The following is a 21,340-nucleotide window of genomic DNA, read 5'->3' on the forward strand; positions in this document are numbered from 1 at the left end:
AAACATGCCTAAAAACTAGCTTTTCTAGACTCCAGCTCTTTGACTTTGAACCTATCACCTTCAGCAAACTCTGCTCAAATCCCCACTGCACTAGGATTTCTACTAGAAAGCTGACCAGTTACTAGTTGCCGGTACTATTATTAAGAACCCTCTAGGATATTAGCTGAATGTCCTGCTCTCCCCAGACTTATCCACAACTTGTGAATAAACCATTCTTCCTAGTTGTTACCTCGTTGACTATAACAAAAAATCTAGGTACCGTCAATAAGACAAGGCTGTCTTCCTAAATACTCAGAAAAGATTCTATAATTTGTACAATATACATTTTATGCCATTCAAAAGAAAGGTTTTCAGATAGATTTCATATAATTTTCTAAGCGACTTTCAATCACTGCTCCTCTCAATTCCTCGTCAGAACTGAATTAAAATCTGGACATTTCTTCTTAAAATGTGAAATTTAGCATAATTTTTTCAAAAAATATTATATTCTTTTTAGTAGAAGTTTATACATTTATTTCCTGTAATTCCTTTTACTATCGTATAATAACATAAAATACTACTAAAACCTTGTTTTGTCCGAATTTTTAATCATTTTTTACTATTGACACGCCTCTGAGAATATGATATAACGTAAATGTAAGCGGTACCAAAAAGGTGCCACCGTGAAAATTTTTAAGGAGGAAAACACATGTCTTCACATCCAATTCAGGTATTCTCAGAAATTGGGAAACTGAAAAAAGTTATGTTGCACCGTCCAGGCAAAGAGTTGGAAAACTTGTTGCCGGACTATCTCGAAAGGCTTCTTTTTGATGACATTCCATTCTTGGAAGATGCTCAAAAAGAACATGACGCATTTGCTCAAGCTCTTCGTGATGAAGGAATTGAGGTCCTTTACCTAGAGCAATTGGCTGCTGAATCATTGACTTCCCCAGAAATCCGCGATCAATTTATCGAGGAATATTTAGACGAAGCCAACATCCGTGGTCGTCAAACCAAGGCGGCTATTCGTGAATTGCTTCACGGTATCAAGGACAACCAAGAATTGGTTGAAAAAACTATGGCAGGGGTTCAAAAAGTTGAATTGCCAGAAATTCCTGAAGAAGCAAAAGGCTTAACTGACTTGGTTGAGTCAGACTATCCATTTGCTATCGACCCAATGCCAAACCTCTACTTCACTCGCGACCCATTTGCAACCATTGGTAATGCCGTATCGCTTAACCACATGTATGCAGATACTCGTAACCGTGAAACTCTTTATGGTAAATACATTTTCAAACACCATCCAATCTATGGTGGAAAAGTAGAATTAGTCTACAACCGTGAAGAAGATACACGTATTGAAGGTGGAGATGAGCTCGTTCTTTCTAAAGACGTTCTCGCAGTAGGTATTTCTCAACGTACAGATGCAGCTTCGATTGAAAAACTCTTGGTGAACATTTTCAAGAAAAATGTTGGCTTCAAGAAAGTATTGGCATTTGAATTTGCTAACAACCGTAAATTCATGCACTTGGATACTGTCTTCACCATGGTTGACTATGACAAATTCACAATTCACCCAGAAATCGAAGGCGATCTTCGTGTGTACTCTGTCACTTATGAAGATGAAAAACTCAAGATTGTTGAAGAAAAAGGTGACTTAGCTGAACTTCTTGCGAAGAACCTCGGCATAGAAAAAGTTCATTTGATCCGTTGCGGTGGTGGCAATATCGTAGCAGCTGCGCGTGAACAATGGAATGACGGCTCCAACACTTTGACCATCGCACCTGGTGTAGTCGTCGTTTATGCCCGCAATACCATTACCAATAAGATCCTAGAAGAATACGGGCTTCGCTTGATTAAGATTCGCGGAAGCGAATTGGTTCGGGGCCGTGGTGGACCTCGTTGTATGTCTATGCCATTTGAACGTGAAGAAGTATAATCGCTGTTCAGTATTTGTCAATAAAAAATGTAAAAATAGAAAGAGGAAATAATAGAATGACACATTCAGTATTCCAAGGACGTAGCTTCTTAGCAGAAAAAGACTTTACCCGCGCAGAGTTAGAATACCTAATCGGACTTTCAGCTCATTTGAAAGACTTGAAGAAACGCAATATCCAACACCACTACCTTGCTGGTAAAAATATCGCTCTCCTGTTTGAAAAAACTTCTACTCGTACACGTGCAGCCTTTACAACTGCAGCTATTGACCTTGGTGCTCATCCAGAATACCTCGGAGCAAATGACATTCAGTTAGGTAAAAAAGAATCTACTGAAGATACTGCTAAAGTATTGGGACGCATGTTTGACGGGATTGAATTCCGTGGTTTCAGCCAACGCATGGTAGAAGAATTGGCAGAATTCTCAGGTGTTCCAGTATGGAATGGTCTAACTGACGAATGGCACCCAACTCAAATGCTCGCTGACTACTTGACTGTTCAAGAAAACTTCGGTCGCTTGGAAGGCTTGACATTGGTATACTGTGGTGATGGACGTAACAACGTTGCCAATAGCTTGCTCGTAACAGGTGCTATCCTTGGTGTTAACGTTCACATCTTCTCACCAAAAGAACTCTTCCCAGAAAAAGAAATCGTTGAATTGGCTGAAGGATTTGCTAAAGAAAGTGGTGCACACGTCCTCATCACCGAAGATGCAGACGAAGCTGTCAAAGGTGCCGATGTACTTTACACAGACGTTTGGGTATCTATGGGTGAAGAAGACAAATTCGCAGAACGCGTTGCACTTTTGAAACCTTACCAAGTCAATATGGACTTAGTGAAAAAAGCAAACAATGAAAACTTGATCTTCCTCCACTGTTTACCAGCATTCCACGACACTCACACTGTTTATGGTAAAGATGTTGCTGAAAAATTTGGCGTAGAGGAAATGGAAGTAACAGACGAAGTCTTCCGCAGCAAATATGCTCGCCACTTTGACCAAGCAGAAAACCGTATGCACACTATCAAAGCTGTTATGGCTGCTACTCTTGGAAATCTCTACATTCCTAAAGTATAAAACTTACTCGTATACACAACACAGGGGTTGAGACGAAAGCTATGATAGCTTATCAGTTCTAGCGAAAGAAAGCAAGGATCCTCTTTGACAAATTTGCCACCTTACTCTTGTCATCTTCCTGCTTCCTAGTCTCATTCTGATAAACGTCGGCTGTGCGTTCAGCCCCTTTTATTAGTAGCAATGACTAATTTGTCTTTTAAAAAGACGCTACCTCCACTTCATATTTTATCATCATACCTGCCTGTAGCTCTTGGAGTTCTGTCAGGTTTACCATATTAAAGAAAGGAGAGCTCATGTCTCATAGAAAAATCGTCGTTGCTTTAGGCGGAAATGCCATCCTCTCCACTGATCCATCTGCCCAAGCTCAACAAGCTGCTCTGGTGGAAACAGCTCGTCATCTGGTCAAGTTGATTCAAAACGGAGATGAACTGATCATTACTCACGGAAATGGTCCTCAGGTGGGTAACCTCTTGCTTCAACACTTGATGGCAGATTCGGAAAAAAACCCTGCCTTCCCCCTTGATTCTTTGGTTGCCATGACCGAGGGTAGTATCGGTTTTTGGCTACAATGTGCTCTTGATAACGCATTGCTCGATGTAGGACTTGATAAAAATGTCGCTTCTGTTGTTACCCAAGTTATAGTAGACAAAGAAGACCCTGCCTTTATCAATCCAACCAAACCAATCGGTCCATTCTACTCAGAAGAGGATGCCAAAGCTGAGAGCGAAAAAACAGGAGCAACCTTCAAAGAAGATGCCGGTCGTGGCTGGCGTAAAGTGGTGGCTTCACCAAAACCAATCGACATCAAAGAAATCAACAGCATCCGCACCTTGCTCGATAATGGTCAAGTTGTCATCGCAGCAGGTGGAGGAGGTATCCCTGTTGTCAAAAATGAAAACGGTTACTTACGTGGGGTCGAAGCCGTTATCGACAAAGACTTTGCGTCTCAACGACTAGCAGAACTCGTCGAAGCTGACCTCTTTATCGTCCTTACTGGCGTAGACTATGTTTATGTCAACTACAATAAGCCAGAACAAGAAAAACTTGAACACGTTACTGTCAGTCAACTAAAAGAATACATCAATCAAGGACAATTCGCGCCGGGTAGCATGCTACCAAAAGTCGAAGCTGCTATCGATTTTGTAACCAACCGCCCAGAAGGCAAGGCTGTTATCACTTCCCTCAGCAATCTAGGCGCCTTGATCGAGTCCGAAAGCGGAACAATTATTGTTAAAGACTAGCCATTTTAACCCAAGTACAAGCTCTAACTAGGAGTACTCAGGTAAACCAACATCATTCGTTTTTATACTTTGTGGCATAGTTTAGGAGGAAAAACAAATGAGTGAAAAAACAAAAAAAAGGTTCCAAATGCCTTCATCTTACACTGTTTTGATCATTATTATTGCTATCATGGCAATCTTGACTTGGATCATTCCAGCAGGTAAGTATGACACGAACGAAGCAGGTGGCCTCATTGCAGGCACCTATCAAACTGTTGACTCTAATCCCCAAGGGATTTACGATATTCTAATGGCTCCAATCCGGGCGATGCTCGGTCACGAGCCTACCAGTGCCGCTATTGACGTAGCCTTCTTCATCCTCATGGTTGGGGGATTTCTCGGCGTTGTCAATGCTACAGGCACACTCGATGTTGGTATCGCCTCTATCGTTAAAAAATATAAGGGTCGCGAAAAAATGCTGATCCTCATCCTCATGCCCCTCTTTGCGCTTGGAGGAACAACTTATGGTATGGGTGAAGAAACCATGGCATTTTATCCACTCCTTGTCCCTGTTATGATGGCTGTTGGTTTTGATAGCATTACTGCCGTTGCCATCATCCTACTCGGTTCACAAGTCGGCTGTCTTGCCTCTACTCTCAATCCTTTTGCTACTGTTATCGCCTCTGATACAGCGGGTGTATCATCTATGGACGGGGTTATCCTTCGTATCATCTTCTGGTTTGTTATGACAGGTATTAGCACATACTTTGTTTACCGCTATGCGGAAAAGATTCAAAAAGATCCTACAAAATCACTTGTTTATTCTCAACGTGAAGAAGATCTTAAACACTTCAACGTCTCTGAAAATGAGGATGTTCCAGCTGTCTTGAGCAAGAAACAAAAACATGTTCTTGCCTTGTTCATCTTGACTTTCATTATTATGATTGCCAGCTTTATCCCTTGGGTAGACTTGCATATCACTATATTTGAAGACTTCAAGAATTGGTTGATTGGTCTTCCTGTTATCGGTGGAGCCATCGGTTCATCTGCTCTACCATTCGGTAGCTGGTACTTCCCAGAAGGGGCTATGCTCTTTGCTGTGATGGGTATTCTTATTGGTGTTGTTTACGGTCTCAAGGAAAGCAAGATTATCTCTACTTTTATGGCTGGTGCAGCAGATCTTCTCACCGTAGCCTTGATTTGTGCAGTGGCTCGTGGTATCCAAGTTATCATGAACGACGGTATGATTACTGCAACTATTCTACACTGGGGTGAAGTCGGACTTCAAGGTCTCTCTTCTCAAGTCTTCATCGTTTTGACTTACCTCTTCTACCTTCCTATGTCATTCCTTATCCCATCTTCATCTGGACTTGCTAGTGCTACAATGGGAATCATGGCACCACTTGGTGAGTTCGTTAACGTAAAACCTAGTCTCATCATCACTGCCTATCAATCTGCATCTGGTGTACTAAACCTTGTCGCTCCAACTTCTGGTATCGTTATGGGGGCTCTCGCGCTCGGCCGTATCAGTCTAGGAACTTGGTGGAAATTTGTTACTAAACTCATTGTCGTTATTGTCATTGTGAGCATACTTCTTCTTATCCTAGGTACCTTCCTACCATTCCTTTAGAACAAAGTGTGAGGTAAAACGAATGACCGTCTACATCACTGACTCCATTAAACAGAGCTTTATACAGAGTCTAAAGACTCTCATCTCCTACCCATCTGTCCTCCAAGAAGGGGAAAATGGGACACCTTTTGGACAAGCTATTCAAGACGTTCTAGAAAAGACGCTGGAAATCTGCCGTGAACTTGGCTTTAAAACTTATATTGATTCCAAGGGCTATTATGGTTATGCAGAGGTTGGTGAGGGAGAACTCCTTGCCATCCTCTGCCACTTGGATGTTGTGCCTGCAGGAGAGTTGTCAGATTGGCAATCTCCTCCATTTGAAGCAACTATCAGAGAAGGCAAACTCTATGGACGAGGGGCACAAGACGACAAAGGTCCTTCACTCGCAGCTCTCTACGCAGTGAAAAGCTTGCTGGACCAAGGCATCCAATTTAAGAAGCGCGTGCGTTTTATCTTTGGTACGGATGAAGAAACTCTTTGGAGATGTATGGCACGCTACAACGCCCTCGAAGAACAAGCCAGCATGGGATTTGCACCGGATTCGTCATTTCCTTTGACATACGCTGAAAAGGGGCTCCTTCAAGTCAAGCTTCATGGCCCCGGTTCTGATCTTCTCAAGCTCGATGTCGGAGGTGCCTTTAATGTCGTACCAGATAAGGCAAATTATCAAGGTCCTCTTTATGAAGCGGTTTGTAGAGGTTTGAAGGAAGCAAATTTTGATTACCAAACCACAGACCAAACCGTGACCGTACTCGGGGTACCTAAACACGCCAAAGATGCTAGTCAAGGTGTCAATGCAGTCATTCGGCTTGCTAGTGTGCTCGCACCTCTCCAACCCCACCCTGCCCTCCATTTTCTAGCCGACAAAGCAGGGCAAGATGGTAGAGGGCTTGGAATCTTTGGAGAAGTTGCTGATGAACCGTCTGGTTCCCTTTCCTTTAATGTTGCAGGGTTGACCATCAATCCCGATCGCTCCGAAATTCGGATCGACATACGTATACCTGTGCTAGCAGATAAGGAGAAACTGGTGGCACAGCTCACTCAGTGCGCCAAAGACTACCAACTTGACTACCAAGAATTTGACTATCTAGCCCCCCTCTATGTCGCAAGAGATAGCCAACTTGTTGCTACCCTTATGCAAGTCTACCAAGAAAAAACCGGAGATAAAACTCCTCCTCTCTCATCAGGTGGTGCTACCTTTGCCCGCACCATGCCAAACTGTGTAGCCTTTGGCGCTCTTTTTCCAGGAGCACAACAAACTGAACATCAGGCAAATGAAGCAGCTGTCCTAGACGATCTTTATCGCGCTATGGACATCTACGCAGAGGCGGTTTACCGTCTCGCAACCTAACCGGATAATCGTTTCTCCCCAAAAAATCCCGCAGATTTGCGGGATTTTTTCTTACATCAATGCGCCAACATTTCTTGGGCGATTTCTTGACCAGATAGGTTATCTGGATAGTAGGTTGGCCAGTTATCCATCTCCTCAAAGAGAGCTTCTTGACTGGTGCCCCCAAAGAAGATATGGAAATGTTCTGCCTTGACTGGGGCGATATTGTGGTCGCTAAACTGAACATACTTGAATTGTCCAGCATCTGCATCTGTCGCTTCAAAGAGGAAGCGCACGCCACGATTGCCTTTCTTATAAGTCAAGATTTTCTTGCCGACATACTTGTAGGTGAATTTCTTGCTTTGGCCACCTTGAACAAATTCCATAGTGTTATCCGTAATGTTGATCTTAGTCACATCAGTCTGATAGCCTTTTCTATAGTAAGCCTTATACTCATCTTTGGTCATCTTGCCAGTCAATTTAGCCTTGTAATCAAAGACTTGATCGAAAGTCCCATCCTCAAGGAAAGGATAGACCGACTGCCAGTTGCCTGCATAGTCACTCAAGGTGCGGTCTTTGACATCTGCATCCTCAAAGTAACCATTGTGAACTGTCTTAGTGTTTTCTTCCTTCTCTGGCTCAATTTCCGGTCCTTCTTGATCTGTTGTCTGCTTGAGAGCCTTGAGGTTTTTCTCCATGATAGAGATATAGTCCTCACCAGCCTTGGTTGCTTCTTCGGTCAGACTTTCCAGCGGATTGAGCACATCTAGTTTGACACCCGTTTCTTTGGAAAGGGTATTGGCAAGGGCTTGGGAGGCATTTTCTTCAAAGTAGATATAAGAAATCTTGTTTTTCTTGATATACTCTGTCAACTCTGCCAAACGTGCTGCTGATGGTTCTGCATCTGGTGAGAGACCTGAGATGGATACTTGCTTGAGACCGTAGTCCAAAGCCAAGTATCGGAAAGCTGCGTGCTGGGTAACAAAACTCTTTTGTTTAGCTTGAGAAAGACCATCTGTATAGGACTTGTCCAAGGCTTGCAATTTTTCAATATAGGCAGACGCATTCTTTTCAAAAGCCTCTTTTTTATCAGGATAATCTGCTGACAAACTATCACGGATATGCTCTACCAGTTTGATAGCACGTGCTGGTGAGAGCCATACATGGGGATCGTAGTCATGATGGTGACCTTCACCCCCGTGATCATGACCTTCCTCTTCTTCCTCAGCTCCTGGTAAGAGCAGCATATTGCCTGTCGCCTTGATAGTCTTGACTTTTTTCTTATCCAAGGATTCTAGCAATTTGGGAACCCAGGTCTCCATGTTTTCATTTTCATAGACAAAGGCATCTGCGTCTTGGATTTTGGCAACTGCCTTGGCAGATGGTTCGTAGTCGTGGGGTTCTGTCCCAGCACCGATTAGAAGTTCTACATTTGCGGTATCTCCCGCGACTTGCTTGGTAAATTCGTAGACAGGGTAAAAGGTTGTCACGATATTTAATTTCCCATCTGCCTGTTTTTGATTGGAACAAGCCACTAAAAACAGGGCACATAGACTAGCCAGTAGTAAGCTCAGTTTTTTCATTTCATTCTCCTATTTGATATAACGCTTGAGTAGACTGACTGATAAAAAGACAACTACAAAGATAATGGTGATACTTGCACTAGCAGGAGTCTCCGCATAATAGGAGATGTAAAGCCCCGCTACCATTCCCAAAAAGCCAATCGCACTAGCCAGTAACATAACAGATTTAAAGTTTTTACCCAGACGAAGGGCAATACTAGCTGGCAAGACCATAATAGTCGACACCAAAAGGGCTCCTGCTGCTGGTATCATAAGGGCAATGGCCACCCCTGTCACCATGTTAAAGAGGATAGACATAGTACGAACTGGAAGTCCATCTACAAAGGCCGTGTCCTCATCAAAAGTCAGGATATACATTGGTCGCAAGAACAAGAAAGTCAAGAGCAAAACGACCGCCGCAATGGCAAAGAGGAAAATCACCTGCTCCTGGCTAATAGTCACAATAGACCCAAAGAGATATTGGTCCAAACTCATGGAACTCGAACTTTTACCCTTACTCATCACGATAAGGGACACTGCAAGTCCTGTTGACATGAGGATGGCAGTTCCGATTTCCATAAAGTTCTTATAGACTGTACGGAGATACTCCAAAAAGACCGCTGCAATCAAGACGATAGCAATGGTTGAAATAGTTGGAGAAATCCCCAAGACCAGACCAAAGGCTACCCCTGATAGAGAAACGTGACTGAGGGTATCGCTCATGAGACTCTGACGACGTAATATAAGGAAGGTCCCAAGAACTGGAGAAAAGAGACTCATGGCAATGACAGCCAAGAAGGCACGCTGCATGAAGTCATAGGATAACAAACTAAGCATGGTCCACCTCCTGGTCGCTTTCGTGAACGTTAAAACAACGCCACGGCGAGTCTTGATTGCGCACTAGATGAATATTGCGATCCGCATAGTCCTTGACCTCCTCAGGATCATGGGTAATCATCAAAACGGCCTTGCCATGATGGTGGGCACTATGGTGCATGAGTTCGTAAAATTCATTTTTGCTTCCAGCATCCATCCCTGTCGTCGGCTCGTCCAAGACAAAGATATCTGGGTCAGAAGCAAACATCCGTGCAATCACTGCTCGTTGCTTTTGCCCCCCAGAGAGGGAACCAATTCGTTTGTCACGGTGTTCCCACATACCAACTGAGTCTAGACTGGCCTTGATATGCTCCTCATCATGGGCGTTCAAGCGACGGAACCAGCCCTTTCGAGGATAGCGACCCGACTTGACAAATTCATAAACTGTACTTGGAAAGCCAGCATTAAAACTGGCTATCTGCTGGGGAAGATAAGCTATCCTTAGCTTTTTCCCATGAGTATTTGTCTTTGAGATGGTTACCTTGCCAAATCTTGGCTGCAAGATGCCTAGACTCGCCTTGATAAGCGTTGTCTTAGCAGCTCCATTTTCACCAGTCAGGGTGACAAACTCCCCACTATCAACACTGTAGTTGATGTGCTCGAGGACAGGTTCCTTGTCATAATAGAAAGACAAGTCCTCTACTGTAATATACCGCATTATTTGATTTCTCCTACTAAAGCAGTTAAAAACCGCTGGATGACTTCTTGTTCATTTGGAGTAAACTGATTTGCTACTTGTTCATAGGCTGAGAGCGTGTGCTCATGGTGGTGGTGGTGTTCCGCCGCTACTGGTCGAGCCAAATCAGTCAACTGATAAAAAATCACGCGCGCATCCTTTGGATCTCTGGATGTCTCTAACATCCCCTCTTTTACCAAAGACTTGATAGCCTTGGTCACTGCCGCCTGACTGACATTGAGGCGACGGGCCAACTCCGAGTTGGTTAGGGATTCTTCTGATAAGAGCATGAGGATGTGTTCCTGAGTATTGGTCAAGGCAACGTCACTCGTGCAATGCCCGATTAGAATTTCATGCTGGTTCTCAGATCTCAAGATCACCTCGTTTAAAAAGTTGTCGATTTCCTGTGCAAGCTGTCTCATGTGTTACTCCTTCCCTATCTATCTTTTTTGTAAAAAGCATAGATAGTCACCGATTCTTTACTGGTTAATTATATCACAAATCAAAAAAGAGTCAAGGGAGAACATGAGAGCACATTTCACACTTGAACTCTTTTTATTTGTTATTGGAAGTCTTTGATATTTCCATCATAGGTCGCCCAGTCCTTACTGAAGAAGCGGTCATTCATCTTATAGTCTGGAGCTGGTTTTGGATCCGTCAAGAAGGGATTCACAACCTTATCAAAAGCCAACCAGCCCAACCAACCTAAGTGGATGGTATCCTTGATAAAGTAAGGATCCCCTCCATTTTTCGAAAAGTCAGCAATGTTGGTAAAGCCTTGACTTTCTAACTGGTAACGAATTTTCTCCACTGCATGTTGATACATTTCTTCACTGAGTTCTGTGTATTCCATCCATTTCTTGTTGACGGGCTGGATAACAAAGAGCACATTGACTTTTGATTTGGCAAATTGATTGAGAACCAGCTGCAAATCATTGTATTCAGACGACTTTAGGAAGTTATAATTTTTTTGATACCCTTCCCATTTTTTTAAGTCTTTTTTGACCTCATACGTGTAGAAATGATTCTCCATCCCCATATCGTTATTGGTCGTATTTGCCTCTGCATCCTTACGGGCAATTTCTTCTAAAGCGTCATAGGAAAACTGATCAGGAAGATCTTTTAAATAGTTTTCTACATGTTCTTTGTACTTGAGTTTCCCCCGAATGGAAAATTGACCAAAAAGAGAGGACTGCTTTTCATTGAATCGTGCAAAGAGGTTGATGATAAGTCGATCAGCATCTGACAAGTCCTCTCCTTTTGAAAGCTTTTGAAGGATGCCTTTCAATGCCACACTCGGGTTCTGCTTCAACAAACGCGTCGCGGCATGCTTAGCCGAAATGTCCCCAGATTGATTTTCCAAAAAAGCTGTCAACTGGTCGCTATTAAAGAATCTCTGAAACGCCGCTGGCTCGTAATCCGTCTCTGTAAACCACTGAGGAGAGATGACAAACACCGCCTGCTTTTCCTCGATTTCTGGCAGAATCTGCTGCAAACCGAAATATTGATTAAGCGAGGCCGCTCCTGCCTGACCCATAAAGTAAGGGCGATAGGGACGATTGTATTTTTCTGCTAAAACAGCTGGATGGACACTATCAAATCGAATCCATTCACTTGACCCTAAAAAAGGGACAAAACGCATATTGGGATCCGTTAGCGCTCTCACTTTTTGACTTCTCTCTTTAAAACTTTCCCTACTGATGGAAGCAGCAGAGTATTTCTCCTCCATCAGATTGTGGCTTTGTTTACTAGGAAAGAAATAGATGAGCAAAAGAACCAAAAAAGCTGCAGCAAAGATGGGCCCGAAGATCAGCCACAAGCGTTTAAGCATTCTTCAACTCCGCAATACCTTCTACGATTTTATTAGCTGTATTCCAGTCATCACGACCGAACTCTGTCACTGGAACACGAATGTCAAAACGGTTTTCAATCTCAACAATCAACTCAACCGTTCCCATGCTATCCAAGACACCGGCATCAAAAAGATCTTCATCCATCATGTCAGAAACATCTTCCATAAACAACTCATCAATAATTTCAATAACTTCTGATTTGATATCCATTTTTATATCCTTTTATTTTTTAAACCACAAATCATTCAAAAATCCAGAAAAGATTAAGAATGAAACCATCACGACATGGAAGGTGACAACCATGCCAAGCAACTGAATCCAGCGATTCTCAGGTAAGGAAGCCTTCCCAGCTTTTTTCCGTTCTTTATTGAGCGCTTTTTTCTTACGAACCCAAGCGTCATTGATAACCAGCCCAATCCCATGAAAAAGTCCATAGGCGATGTAGTACCAGGTCACTCCATGCCAGAATCCCATAATCAGCATATTGAGAATATAGGCTACACTTGAGGTCACATTGCGATTTTTAAAGACCTTCTTTCTGGTCAACACCATCACCATCCGCATAAAGACAAAGTCACGGAACCAGAAAGACAGACTCATGTGCCAGCGATTCCAAAATTCCTTTAAATCCCTTGATAAAAAGGGCTTGTTAAAGTTGATGGGACTATGAATCCCCATCAAATTGGAGATGGCTAAGGCAAACATAGAGTAGCCCGCAAAGTCAAAGAACAATTCTAGACCAAAGGTATACATCACCGCCAGAGCATAATGATTAAAGAAACCGCCTGTCTGCAAGGCCAAATTTTTCAGCGGAGGCAATAATGTCTCTCCTAAAATATGCGCCAAGATAAACTTGTAGAGGAAGCCAAGCATGATATACTTGACAGCCTCTTCTAGCATATCCATCAGCTCATCCCGCTCAGGAATGGTCTCGTAATTTTCATTGAAACGTTTAAAACGATCAATGGGACCACTTGAGAAAGTCGGCATAAAAAGAAGAAAACGTAAGAATTGCCAAATCGTTAAATCCTTGATGACACCGTCTCTCAACTCAACGATAACCCCAACTGCACGAAAGGTTAAGTAAGAAATCCCTAAAAATCCAAACAAAGATTGAGGACCATGAATAGCAGGAGATACTTTCACAAAGACGATAGGCAATAGGGATAAAAAGCTAACTAGATAAAATATCCATTTACTATCCCGTCGTTTCCTGTACCTTTTGTAGAAAAATACAAGCAGTACTTGCCAGATAACATAAAGGATAAGAGCACTTATTTGATCGGTCTTTCCACCTACCAACATGGTGACGATAAAGAAGAGACTAACCAGTACCTCGTACCAGGCAAAACGTTTCTTGAAAAAGAGCCCGATAAATATCGGTAGAGTCGCAGCAATCACATACAAAAAATAATAAAGATTGCCATAAGGTTCCAAATGAGGTAGCTGTTTGTAAAGCTCCATCATCTATTGTTTACCTCGTTAATCAAGCCCTTGATGTCAATCTTGCCATTAGGCGTTAGTGGTAAGCTATCTCGATAGAGGAATTTAGACGGCATCATATAAGACATCATGATATCTGCTAGGTCTTCTTTGATAGCCTTGGTAATATCGATATCACGTTCAAACTGCTGACGGACACCGTCCTTTAAGATAACGTAGGCCAGTAGATTTTGCACCTTGTGGTCCTTGTTATAACGTGGGACAGCAACAGCCGACTCGATATAGCGAGATTTGTTGAGGTTTTGAGAGACATCTTCAAGCTCAATGCGATAACCATTGAACTTAATCTGGAAATCCATTCGTCCACCATAGAGAAGCAAGCCCTCATCTGTCATCGTTCCTACATCCCCTGTGTGGTAGGCCGGAAGACCTTCGAACTCAAAGAAAGCTTCTGCCGTTTTTTCAGGATTATTCATATAGCCTTTTGAAACAGCTGGCCCAGAAACTATGATTTCTCCCTGTTCACCATTTGGCAGTTTCTTACCTTCCTCATCAATGATAAAGGTTGGAGAATCAGCCTTGGTATAGCCGATTGGTAGGCGTTTGAGAGTCGCCAACATCTCGTCCGTCACGGCAACTGCTGATAGAGCCACTGTTGCTTCTGTTGGACCGTAAGCATTGATAATTTGGGCATTTGGGAAACGCTCGCGCAGTTTTTGAGCTGTTTTGACCGTCAATTCTTCGCCATCAAAGTAGAAATGCGTAATGCCTGGCATTTTCTCACTATTAAAATCTTCTGACAACATGGCCATATCTGCAAAGGAAGGCGTTGAGGTCCAGATAGCGATTGGCAATGAAAAGATGGTCGCAAATAGTTGCTTAAAGTCCTGAGTAATGGCTGAAGGAAGAGCGAAAAGCGTACCACCAAGTGCCAAGGTTGGCGCCCAGTACATGACAGATAGGTCAAAAGAATAAGGTGGCTGAGCCAGCATTTGTGGACGACTTGGCGTCGCAAATTCTTTGTCTGTAATCATCCAGTTGGTAAAACTGAGGAGATTGTCATGGGAAATCTGCACCCCCTTTGGCTTACCAGTCGTACCAGAAGTAAAGATGATGTAGTAGTTGTCATCTCCCTTGACTGGATGCGTAATCTCGTAGCTAGAAGCTTGAGCAAAATCTTCATGAACTTGCTCCAAATTCAGCATCGGTGTGCTAGTTTGCTCTAATGGAAAATCCGAGATGGCAATAATCAAACTTGGCTCTGCAACTTCTACGATAGCAGAAACTCGTTCCAAGGCCGAATGGCTGTCAATTGGAATATAGGCATGCCCCGACTTAGTCAGCGCTACAAAGGTAGCCAACATCTCATACTCCTGACCACCAAAAACGACGACTGGAGATTTCTCAGGCAAGCCAAGTCGATCAATAGCTGCTGCTAAACTATCTGAATCAGCCTTCAGATCACCATAAGTGTGCTCTTGACCTAAAACATTGTAGACAGGATATGTTGGCTGTGTTTGAGCAAAGTGCTCAATCGTTTCAATCATATCTTTTATCGGTTTATTAGACACAATTCATTTCTCCTTTAAAACTAGAACTCATTATAAATAAAGGTTCCTTGGCTCTGACCAAGGTAACTAAAAAAATAAAGCAAACCAAGTAAGATTACAAAATATAGGACGGTCTGTCCCAAAAACATATACAATTTTCTGTGTTTTCCCATAGTTAGTGTGTTCAATTTTCTATGATTTTTCAAAAAAGCTATGCAACTATGCATTTACTATCTTATCTTCCTAACATTTTACCATTTTATCAACCTTTTTTTCAACTGTTTACCATAACTTAAAAGTTCGTTTTAGCTTATTTTAAGATAAGTTAAAATATTAATGTTTTGGCCATCAAAAAAGAGCTTGAGATTTCCATCTCAAACTCTGTTGCCAATAACTCTTTTATCTTAGAAAAGTGAAAATACGAGAACTGCTAGGGTCGCTCCGAGGATAGGTCCTACAACAGGAATCCAAGCATAAGACCAGTCCCCATCTCCCTTGTTTGGAATTGGCAAGATGCTGTGCATGATACGAGGTCCAAGATCACGAGCTGGGTTCAAGGCATAACCCGTTGTCCCACCTAGTGAAAGACCGATACCGACAATCAACGTTCCCACTGCAAAGGTCCCTAAACCGGTTTGAAGGTCATAGAGCCCCAAGGCAAAGATTGTCAAGAGCAAAACAAAAGTTCCAAGGATTTCGCTAACCAAATTCGATACTGTGTTCTTGATGGCTGGTCCAGTACTAAAGGTCGCTAGGATATTGCCTGCGTTTTCTTCTGCCTCATAGTGTGGTTTGAATTGCAACCAAACCAAAATCTGAGCCACCATCGCTCCTGCGAACTGGGCTAGGATATAAGGGAAAACAGAAGCCCAAGAGAGCGTTCCTTTTAAGGCCATCGCAAACGTCACAGCTGGATTTAGGTGGGCTGGACTGAGCGTGCCAGATACAAAGGCCGCAACGGCTACAGCAATTCCCCATCCCATAGTGATGACAATCCATCCTGAATTGTTACTCTTAGTTTTGGGAAGAACCACACCTGCTACGACACCATTTCCTAGGAGGATAAGGATTAAAGTCCCCAAAAATTCTCCAAATAATTCTTTCATCATATCTTTGTCTCCATTTAAAAGAAGGAGAGACAGCAAGGAACGCTTGCCTCCCTCTCTTCTAGTTTTTCTTAATTTTTTAATGCTGCTAGATCGTTTTGAGCAAGAGCTGCTTCGACATCCGCACGGTAGGCTGCTTTTTCTTCTTTTGTCCAGTCATAGAATCGTCCCATTTCATCCAAAACTGGCTCAACGATGCTATCCAAACTATCACGCATGAAGAGCATGTGGTTGGTACGACGGAGGAGGAAGTCAACTGGGCTCAGAGCCAACTCATTGCGCATTGCATAGTGAAGGGACAAGGTATCTGCCAAGCTGAGTCCTGGCGCTTGTTCCAAGCTGTGAGCAAGGGCAAAGACCTTCGGTGCGTTCGAACCGTAAAGATTTGCGAGATAGTGAGCTTCCTTGCTATCCAATCCACGTGAAACTCCAAGTTGAGCAAAGGCTTCAATTTCTGAGTCCACATTTGCTGGGTTCAATTCTCCACCTGAAACAGGGTAAGTCTTAGAGTTGATCAGTTTAAAGCTACGGTCAAATTCGGCTTTGAGAATATCGACCACGCGCTCCATAGCTCCTTCAGCCATCTTACGGTAGTCTGTAATTTTACCACCAGCAAGGGTCAAAAGACCATTGTCATCACGATCCAAGCTAGAACCCCGAGAAACTGCAGATGGGTCCAAATGTTTCTCAGATGTGCTGCTTTCAAGCTTGCTAACAGCAGATTCAACATCTTCACGCGTCTTTTCTTTCGAGAGATAAGCTTCGACAGTCGCAATCAAGCTATTGAAGCTCTCATCGCTAATAGTTCCGTTATTTCCTCCATTGTAGTCAGAAGCGCTATTGCCTGCAATCAATGGACGAAGACCCGCCCAGCTGCTTTCGATATCGTCAATGGTAATGTTTGCTTCTGGGAAGCGGTTGTTGACAATACCAAGTAGATAATCTACATCTTCCTGCGTCACCTTTGGATGTTCCAAATCGCCTGTGTAGTCTGTATCCGTTGTACCAAAGTAAGTCTTGTTTTCACGTGGGAGAACAAAGACCATACGACCATCACCCAAACCTGTATCAAAATAAACTGGCTGTGAAACCTTGATCTTGCTTGAGTCCACTACCAAGTGCACTCCCTTAGTTGGACGCATTTGTGAGAATTGGGTTCCCTTATTGGACAAATTACGTACCTTGTCGCTCCAAGGACCCGTCGTGTTGATAACCAGACGGGCCTTGATTTCAAAGACTTGGTCTGTCAACAAATCACGAGCTACAACACCTGTAATCTTGCCGCTTTCATTAAAGAGGAAGCCTTCTGCCTTAACGTGGTTGGCAATGAGGGCACCGTCTTGGTTGGCACGTTTGATGTTTTCAATCACGAGACGCGCATCGTTGTTACGGAAGTCAAGGTAAACTCCACCTCCTACCAAACCTTCTTTCTTCAAGTTTGGTTGACGTTCCAAGACTTGATCCTTGCTCAAGACCTTGTTAGCAGCTGGCGTGTTGCTAACACCTGCCAAAAGGTCATACAAATCCATGGCTACTTTGAGACGGAAGAGGCTAAAGGTAGCTCCATCCTCATCGTAAACTGGCAAGAGCATTGGATCTGGTTTTGGAATATGTGGAGCGATTTGCTGAACCACTGCACGCTCAGAAACTGTATCTGACACCACTTCCACGTCAAATTGCTTGAGATAACGCAGACCTCCGTGGACCAATTTTGTTGAACGGCTAGATGTTCCTTCTGCGAAGTCCTGCATTTCAATCAAACCAGTGTCAAGACCACTGGCTGCTGCCTGCAAAGCTACACCAGCTCCTGTAATCCCTCCACCAATAATCAAGAGATCCAAGGTGCGTTCCTGCATTTTTTTAATTGACAATTTACGTGTTTTCTTTGAAAATTCCATATTTACACACTTTCTAACTGAGTCGTTTCATTCTTAAGCTGATAATTGCATCAAGAACCCGTATTAATCATCGATTTCCGCAAAGACTTGCGTTGCTTTCACAGCCTTCTTCCAGCCCTTGTAGAGTTGTTTCTTGCGCGATTCGTTCATAGATGGCTCAAAGAGTTCTCCTGTCTCATTCAAGAGTTTCAACTCATCCAAATCCTTCCAATAACCCACTGCCAAACCCGCTAGGAAGGCTGCTCCTAGGGCAGTTGTTTCCAAATTTTTGGCGCGGGCAATATCGATTCCTAAGATGTCAGCCTGGAACTGCATGAGGAAGTTGTTCATAGCTGCACCGCCGTCGACTTTGAGGACTTGAATAGCAGTCTGAGCGTCCACTTGCATCGTGTCGATGATGTCACGCACTTGATAAGCGATAGATTGCAAAGTTGCCTTGATAAAGTCTTCTTTGCTTGTTCCACGAGTTAAGCCAAAGACCGAACCACGAGCATTTTGGTTCCAGTATGGAGCCCCTAGACCTGTAAAGGCAGGTACGACATAAACTTCGTCATTGTTGTGAGAATTGAGAGCATATTTTTCAGACTCTGGTGAATTTTCAACCATGCGAAGTCCATCACGAAGCCACTGAATGGCACTTCCTGCGATGAAGATAGAACCTTCTAAGGCATAGTAAACCTTGCCGTTGATTCCGTAACCAATCGTTGTCAAAAGGTTGTTTTCAGACAACTGCATCTCTTCACCAGTGTTCATAATGATGAAAGAACCTGTTCCATAAGTATTTTTGACCATACCTGGTTCAAAGGCCAACTGACCAAAGAGGGCTGCCTGTTGGTCCCCAGCCATACCTGAGATTGGCACTTCTCCACCATAGAAATGGAATGGAGCTGTCTTTCCATAGATTTCAGAGTTAGAACGAACTTCTGGAAGCATAGCCTTAGGAATGTTAAGGATTTCCAAAATCTCGTCATCCCATTTGAGTTCTTTAATGTTATAAAGCATGGTACGAGCCGCATTGGAGTAGTCCGTCACGTGAGCCGCACCGTCAGTCAATTTCCAAACCAACCAAGTATCAATGGTCCCAAAGAGCAATTCTCCTTTTTCAGCTCGCTCTTGAGCGCCTTCTACATGGTCCAAAATCCAACGAACCTTGGTAGCTGAGAAATAAGCATCGATGATCAAACCAGTCTTTTCATGAAATTTTTCCACATAACCTTGGCTTTTTAGTTGCTCAGCCAAAGGTGCTGTCTGACGTGATTGCCAAACGATAGCGTGGTAGATAGGGAGCCCTGTTTTCTTATCCCAGACGACAGTTGTTTCACGCTGGTTGGTAATCCCGATGGCCTCGATTTGACTTGGTTTCACACCACTTTCGATGAAAGCACCAGCAATAACAGACTGGACGGAGTTCCAAATTTCATTGGCATTGTGTTCTACCCAACCTGCTTGAGGGAAAATCTGAGTGAACTCTTTTTGACTAGAGCTGACCTTTTCTCCTTTTTTGTTAAAAATGATGGCACGAGAACTGGTCGTTCCTTGGTCAATAGCCATGATGTATTTTTCTTGTGACATGTGCTGTCCTCCTGATAAAATCTTGAGGTGGTTCCTCTTTACAGTAACTAGTATATAAAATAAAGCGCTTTCTTGTTCATCAATTTTTTTAAAATTTTAAAAAAATGTGAGGAGATTGTGCGAATTTCACAAAAAAGACCTGAAAATTCAGGCCTTTTAAGCAAAGAGCATCTGACGAATCTTCGCCAAATCCTCCATATCCAAATCATTTTTTAAATAATAAACTGGTGTTTGTTCCTTCTTATGAATCGGGTTGTTGGTAATTAACAAATCATAATGTCGACTAGGATCATAGGCTTCTATGGTAATGAAACGATTGTATTCCAAATACCGTTTCAAAATGGCAGCCATCCTAGAAAAGACAAGGAAACCAGATGTCAAATCCAGACCTATCCTCATATGTTGACCACCATTTTCTGCCATATACTCTATCAACTGAAGCCATTCCCAGAGAATTTTCTTATCCAGGTCGGTCCCCTGATGAAAGGCTGGCAAGATATGAAAAATTCTCTCTGCAGTCCCTCTAAAATCATGTTCCATCAGCAAATAGGGATGGCGATTCTCTGTCTGGTATCTGTACTGATCTTGTAAAATATAGCCCTTGTATAGATAAACTTGACCACAGAGCTGGCTGAGTTCATAGGTGACATGGTCCTCTGTGTAGTCCCCCAGCAACTTCTCCTTCTTCATTTCTTGAATCAATTGCGTCAGCAAATCGGCTAATTGCCCTCCAAAACCAAGGATATACTCCATAGTATGAAGGGGCAAGATACGATGGGAAAGGAGAAATGAAAAGAAAATCATCATCTCACCATCCTCAGTTCCTAGAGGGATATGTTGCCCAGCAAAAAAGGACGGAGCCTTTCTCAGCAAACGAAGGTAGAAAATATTGTCATAATACCCCTGCATTTTTTCTTCTATGACTTGAAACTGACAGGCATTGACCCGAAGACGCTGTTGACTGATATGAGCCCAGAGAACCAAGTCCAATTTCTGACCCGAAGACAAGCTAGCACCGCAGATTTCTTCTAGTGTGGCAATCTCTTGCCTTCTCTCTTGCTTCTGCATGTGACCTTCCCATTCCTGACTCGACCAAACCTTGCGGAAAAGACAGAAATAGAAATAGCGAATCTGATGCTCTGGACCTCGCCAACGTCCATTTTGAATAGATAAATCAAATTCTGACAAAATCTGATTTAAACTAGCCAAATGGCGACCAAGCGTGGCCTCGCTAATCATCAATTCTTGAGCCAACTGATGAGCTAGAAACTGTTGGTGATAGAGAAGGTAAACCAAAATTTGGTACTTAATGGCATTGTCTAGAAACAAGCTCCGAATCTCTCTCCCCTTGGTAGCTGCACCAATCGACAAACGCAGATTTTCATCTTCCAAGTGGATGGTCAGCTCTAACCCTCTTTCCAAGGCATTTTCGTTAATCAGAGAGATATACTTGGTTAAGGTCGCCTTTGAAAAACCTGTTTCCTCCATTACAGCCTTGACGGTCGTCTGAGACTCTTGTAATAAAAAGGAAAGGACTAAAAATTGACCAAATTCGGCTTTTTCCATCAAATCACCTAAATACATTTGTTACCCCTTTCAATTTCTCCTACAAGCATAGCATAAATCTTTCAAA

At 43.0% G+C, this 21,340-nt stretch carries 18 protein-coding genes; 5 read left to right on the forward strand and 13 right to left on the reverse strand.

Translation table 11 applies throughout. The annotated features are described in order from the left end of the window. The first annotated feature begins 688 nt into the window (after window positions 1–688). The 5 genes from arcA to GOM47_RS09225 all read left to right on the forward strand — a co-directional run bounded on the left by arcA (window position 689) and on the right by GOM47_RS09225 (window position 7,192). Complete coding sequence (gene arcA, locus GOM47_RS09205; protein WP_235080613.1) at window positions 689–1,918, forward strand: arginine deiminase; 1,230 nt, start codon at window positions 689–691, stop codon at window positions 1,916–1,918. A gap of 56 nt (window positions 1,919–1,974) precedes the next feature. Further along, window positions 1,975–2,991, forward strand: a complete 1,017-nt coding sequence (gene argF / locus GOM47_RS09210; RefSeq protein WP_061418624.1) for an ornithine carbamoyltransferase — start codon at window positions 1,975–1,977, stop codon at window positions 2,989–2,991. A 293-nt stretch (window positions 2,992–3,284) separates the two neighbouring features. After that, window positions 3,285–4,232: a carbamate kinase gene (gene arcC, locus GOM47_RS09215; RefSeq protein ID WP_235080614.1), complete on the forward strand. Its 948-nt coding sequence runs from the start codon at window positions 3,285–3,287 to the stop codon at window positions 4,230–4,232. 97 nt (window positions 4,233–4,329) lie between these two features. Continuing rightward, the gene (locus tag GOM47_RS09220) at window positions 4,330–5,841 is read left to right on the forward strand and encodes a YfcC family protein (RefSeq protein ID WP_235080615.1); all 1,512 of its coding nucleotides are present in this window, start codon (window positions 4,330–4,332) and stop codon (window positions 5,839–5,841) included. A 22-nt stretch (window positions 5,842–5,863) separates the two neighbouring features. After that, window positions 5,864–7,192: a dipeptidase gene (locus GOM47_RS09225; protein ID WP_235080616.1), complete on the forward strand. Its 1,329-nt coding sequence runs from the start codon at window positions 5,864–5,866 to the stop codon at window positions 7,190–7,192. Window positions 7,193–7,248: 56 nt separating this feature from the next. Here GOM47_RS09225 and GOM47_RS09230 read toward each other — a convergent pair whose 3' ends face one another. The 13 genes from GOM47_RS09230 to GOM47_RS09290 all read right to left on the reverse strand — a co-directional run bounded on the left by GOM47_RS09230 (window position 7,249) and on the right by GOM47_RS09290 (window position 21,291). After that, on the reverse strand, window positions 7,249–8,754 hold the full coding sequence (locus tag GOM47_RS09230; RefSeq protein WP_235080617.1) for a zinc ABC transporter substrate-binding protein AdcA: 1,506 nt from the start codon (window positions 8,752–8,754) through the stop codon (window positions 7,249–7,251). Between the two features lie 9 nt (window positions 8,755–8,763). Then, window positions 8,764–9,570, reverse strand: coding sequence for a metal ABC transporter permease (locus tag GOM47_RS09235; protein WP_235080618.1), 807 nt, complete (start codon window positions 9,568–9,570; stop codon window positions 8,764–8,766). Further along, window positions 9,563–10,267 (reverse strand): metal ABC transporter ATP-binding protein, encoded by a 705-nt coding sequence (locus GOM47_RS09240; protein WP_001269482.1) that lies wholly within the window; start codon window positions 10,265–10,267, stop codon window positions 9,563–9,565. The genes GOM47_RS09235 and GOM47_RS09240 overlap by 8 nt, the downstream gene beginning before the upstream one ends. Next, complete coding sequence (gene adcR, locus GOM47_RS09245; RefSeq protein WP_001249322.1) at window positions 10,267–10,707, reverse strand: zinc-dependent transcriptional regulator AdcR; 441 nt, start codon at window positions 10,705–10,707, stop codon at window positions 10,267–10,269. The genes GOM47_RS09240 and adcR overlap by 1 nt, the downstream gene beginning before the upstream one ends. Window positions 10,708–10,847: 140 nt before the next feature. Continuing rightward, window positions 10,848–12,116, reverse strand: a complete 1,269-nt coding sequence (gene dltD, locus GOM47_RS09250; RefSeq protein WP_235080619.1) for a D-alanyl-lipoteichoic acid biosynthesis protein DltD — start codon at window positions 12,114–12,116, stop codon at window positions 10,848–10,850. Further along, entirely contained in the window at window positions 12,109–12,348 is a 240-nt protein-coding gene (dltC, locus tag GOM47_RS09255; RefSeq protein ID WP_000351970.1) for a D-alanine--poly(phosphoribitol) ligase subunit DltC, read from the reverse strand. The genes dltD and dltC overlap by 8 nt, the downstream gene beginning before the upstream one ends. A 12-nt stretch (window positions 12,349–12,360) precedes the next feature. Beyond that, window positions 12,361–13,605 (reverse strand): D-alanyl-lipoteichoic acid biosynthesis protein DltB, encoded by a 1,245-nt coding sequence (dltB, locus tag GOM47_RS09260; RefSeq protein WP_235080620.1) that lies wholly within the window; start codon window positions 13,603–13,605, stop codon window positions 12,361–12,363. Then, window positions 13,602–15,152, reverse strand: coding sequence for a D-alanine--poly(phosphoribitol) ligase subunit DltA (gene dltA, locus GOM47_RS09265; RefSeq protein WP_235080621.1), 1,551 nt, complete (start codon window positions 15,150–15,152; stop codon window positions 13,602–13,604). The genes dltB and dltA overlap by 4 nt, the downstream gene beginning before the upstream one ends. A gap of 20 nt (window positions 15,153–15,172) precedes the next feature. Then, window positions 15,173–15,304, reverse strand: coding sequence for a teichoic acid D-Ala incorporation-associated protein DltX (locus tag GOM47_RS09270; protein WP_025168981.1), 132 nt, complete (start codon window positions 15,302–15,304; stop codon window positions 15,173–15,175). 231 nt (window positions 15,305–15,535) lie between these two features. Further along, window positions 15,536–16,240 carry an MIP/aquaporin family protein gene (locus tag GOM47_RS09275; protein ID WP_235080622.1) on the reverse strand — a complete coding sequence of 235 codons (705 nt, stop codon included), beginning with the start codon at window positions 16,238–16,240 and terminating at the stop codon, window positions 15,536–15,538. A gap of 68 nt (window positions 16,241–16,308) precedes the next feature. Further along, the gene (gene glpO / locus GOM47_RS09280; RefSeq protein WP_235080623.1) at window positions 16,309–18,135 is read right to left on the reverse strand and encodes a type 1 glycerol-3-phosphate oxidase; all 1,827 of its coding nucleotides are present in this window, start codon (window positions 18,133–18,135) and stop codon (window positions 16,309–16,311) included. Between the two features lie 63 nt (window positions 18,136–18,198). Continuing rightward, window positions 18,199–19,707: a glycerol kinase GlpK gene (glpK, locus tag GOM47_RS09285; RefSeq protein ID WP_235080624.1), complete on the reverse strand. Its 1,509-nt coding sequence runs from the start codon at window positions 19,705–19,707 to the stop codon at window positions 18,199–18,201. A 156-nt stretch (window positions 19,708–19,863) separates the two neighbouring features. Continuing rightward, a complete protein-coding gene (locus tag GOM47_RS09290; protein ID WP_235080625.1) occupies window positions 19,864–21,291 on the reverse strand; it encodes a helix-turn-helix domain-containing protein in 1,428 nt (475 codons plus the stop codon). Window positions 21,292–21,340: the final 49 nt, after the last annotated feature.

Source organism: Streptococcus oralis, assembly GCF_021497945.1.
In the GTDB taxonomy this organism is placed as follows: domain Bacteria; phylum Bacillota; class Bacilli; order Lactobacillales; family Streptococcaceae; genus Streptococcus; species Streptococcus oralis_BR.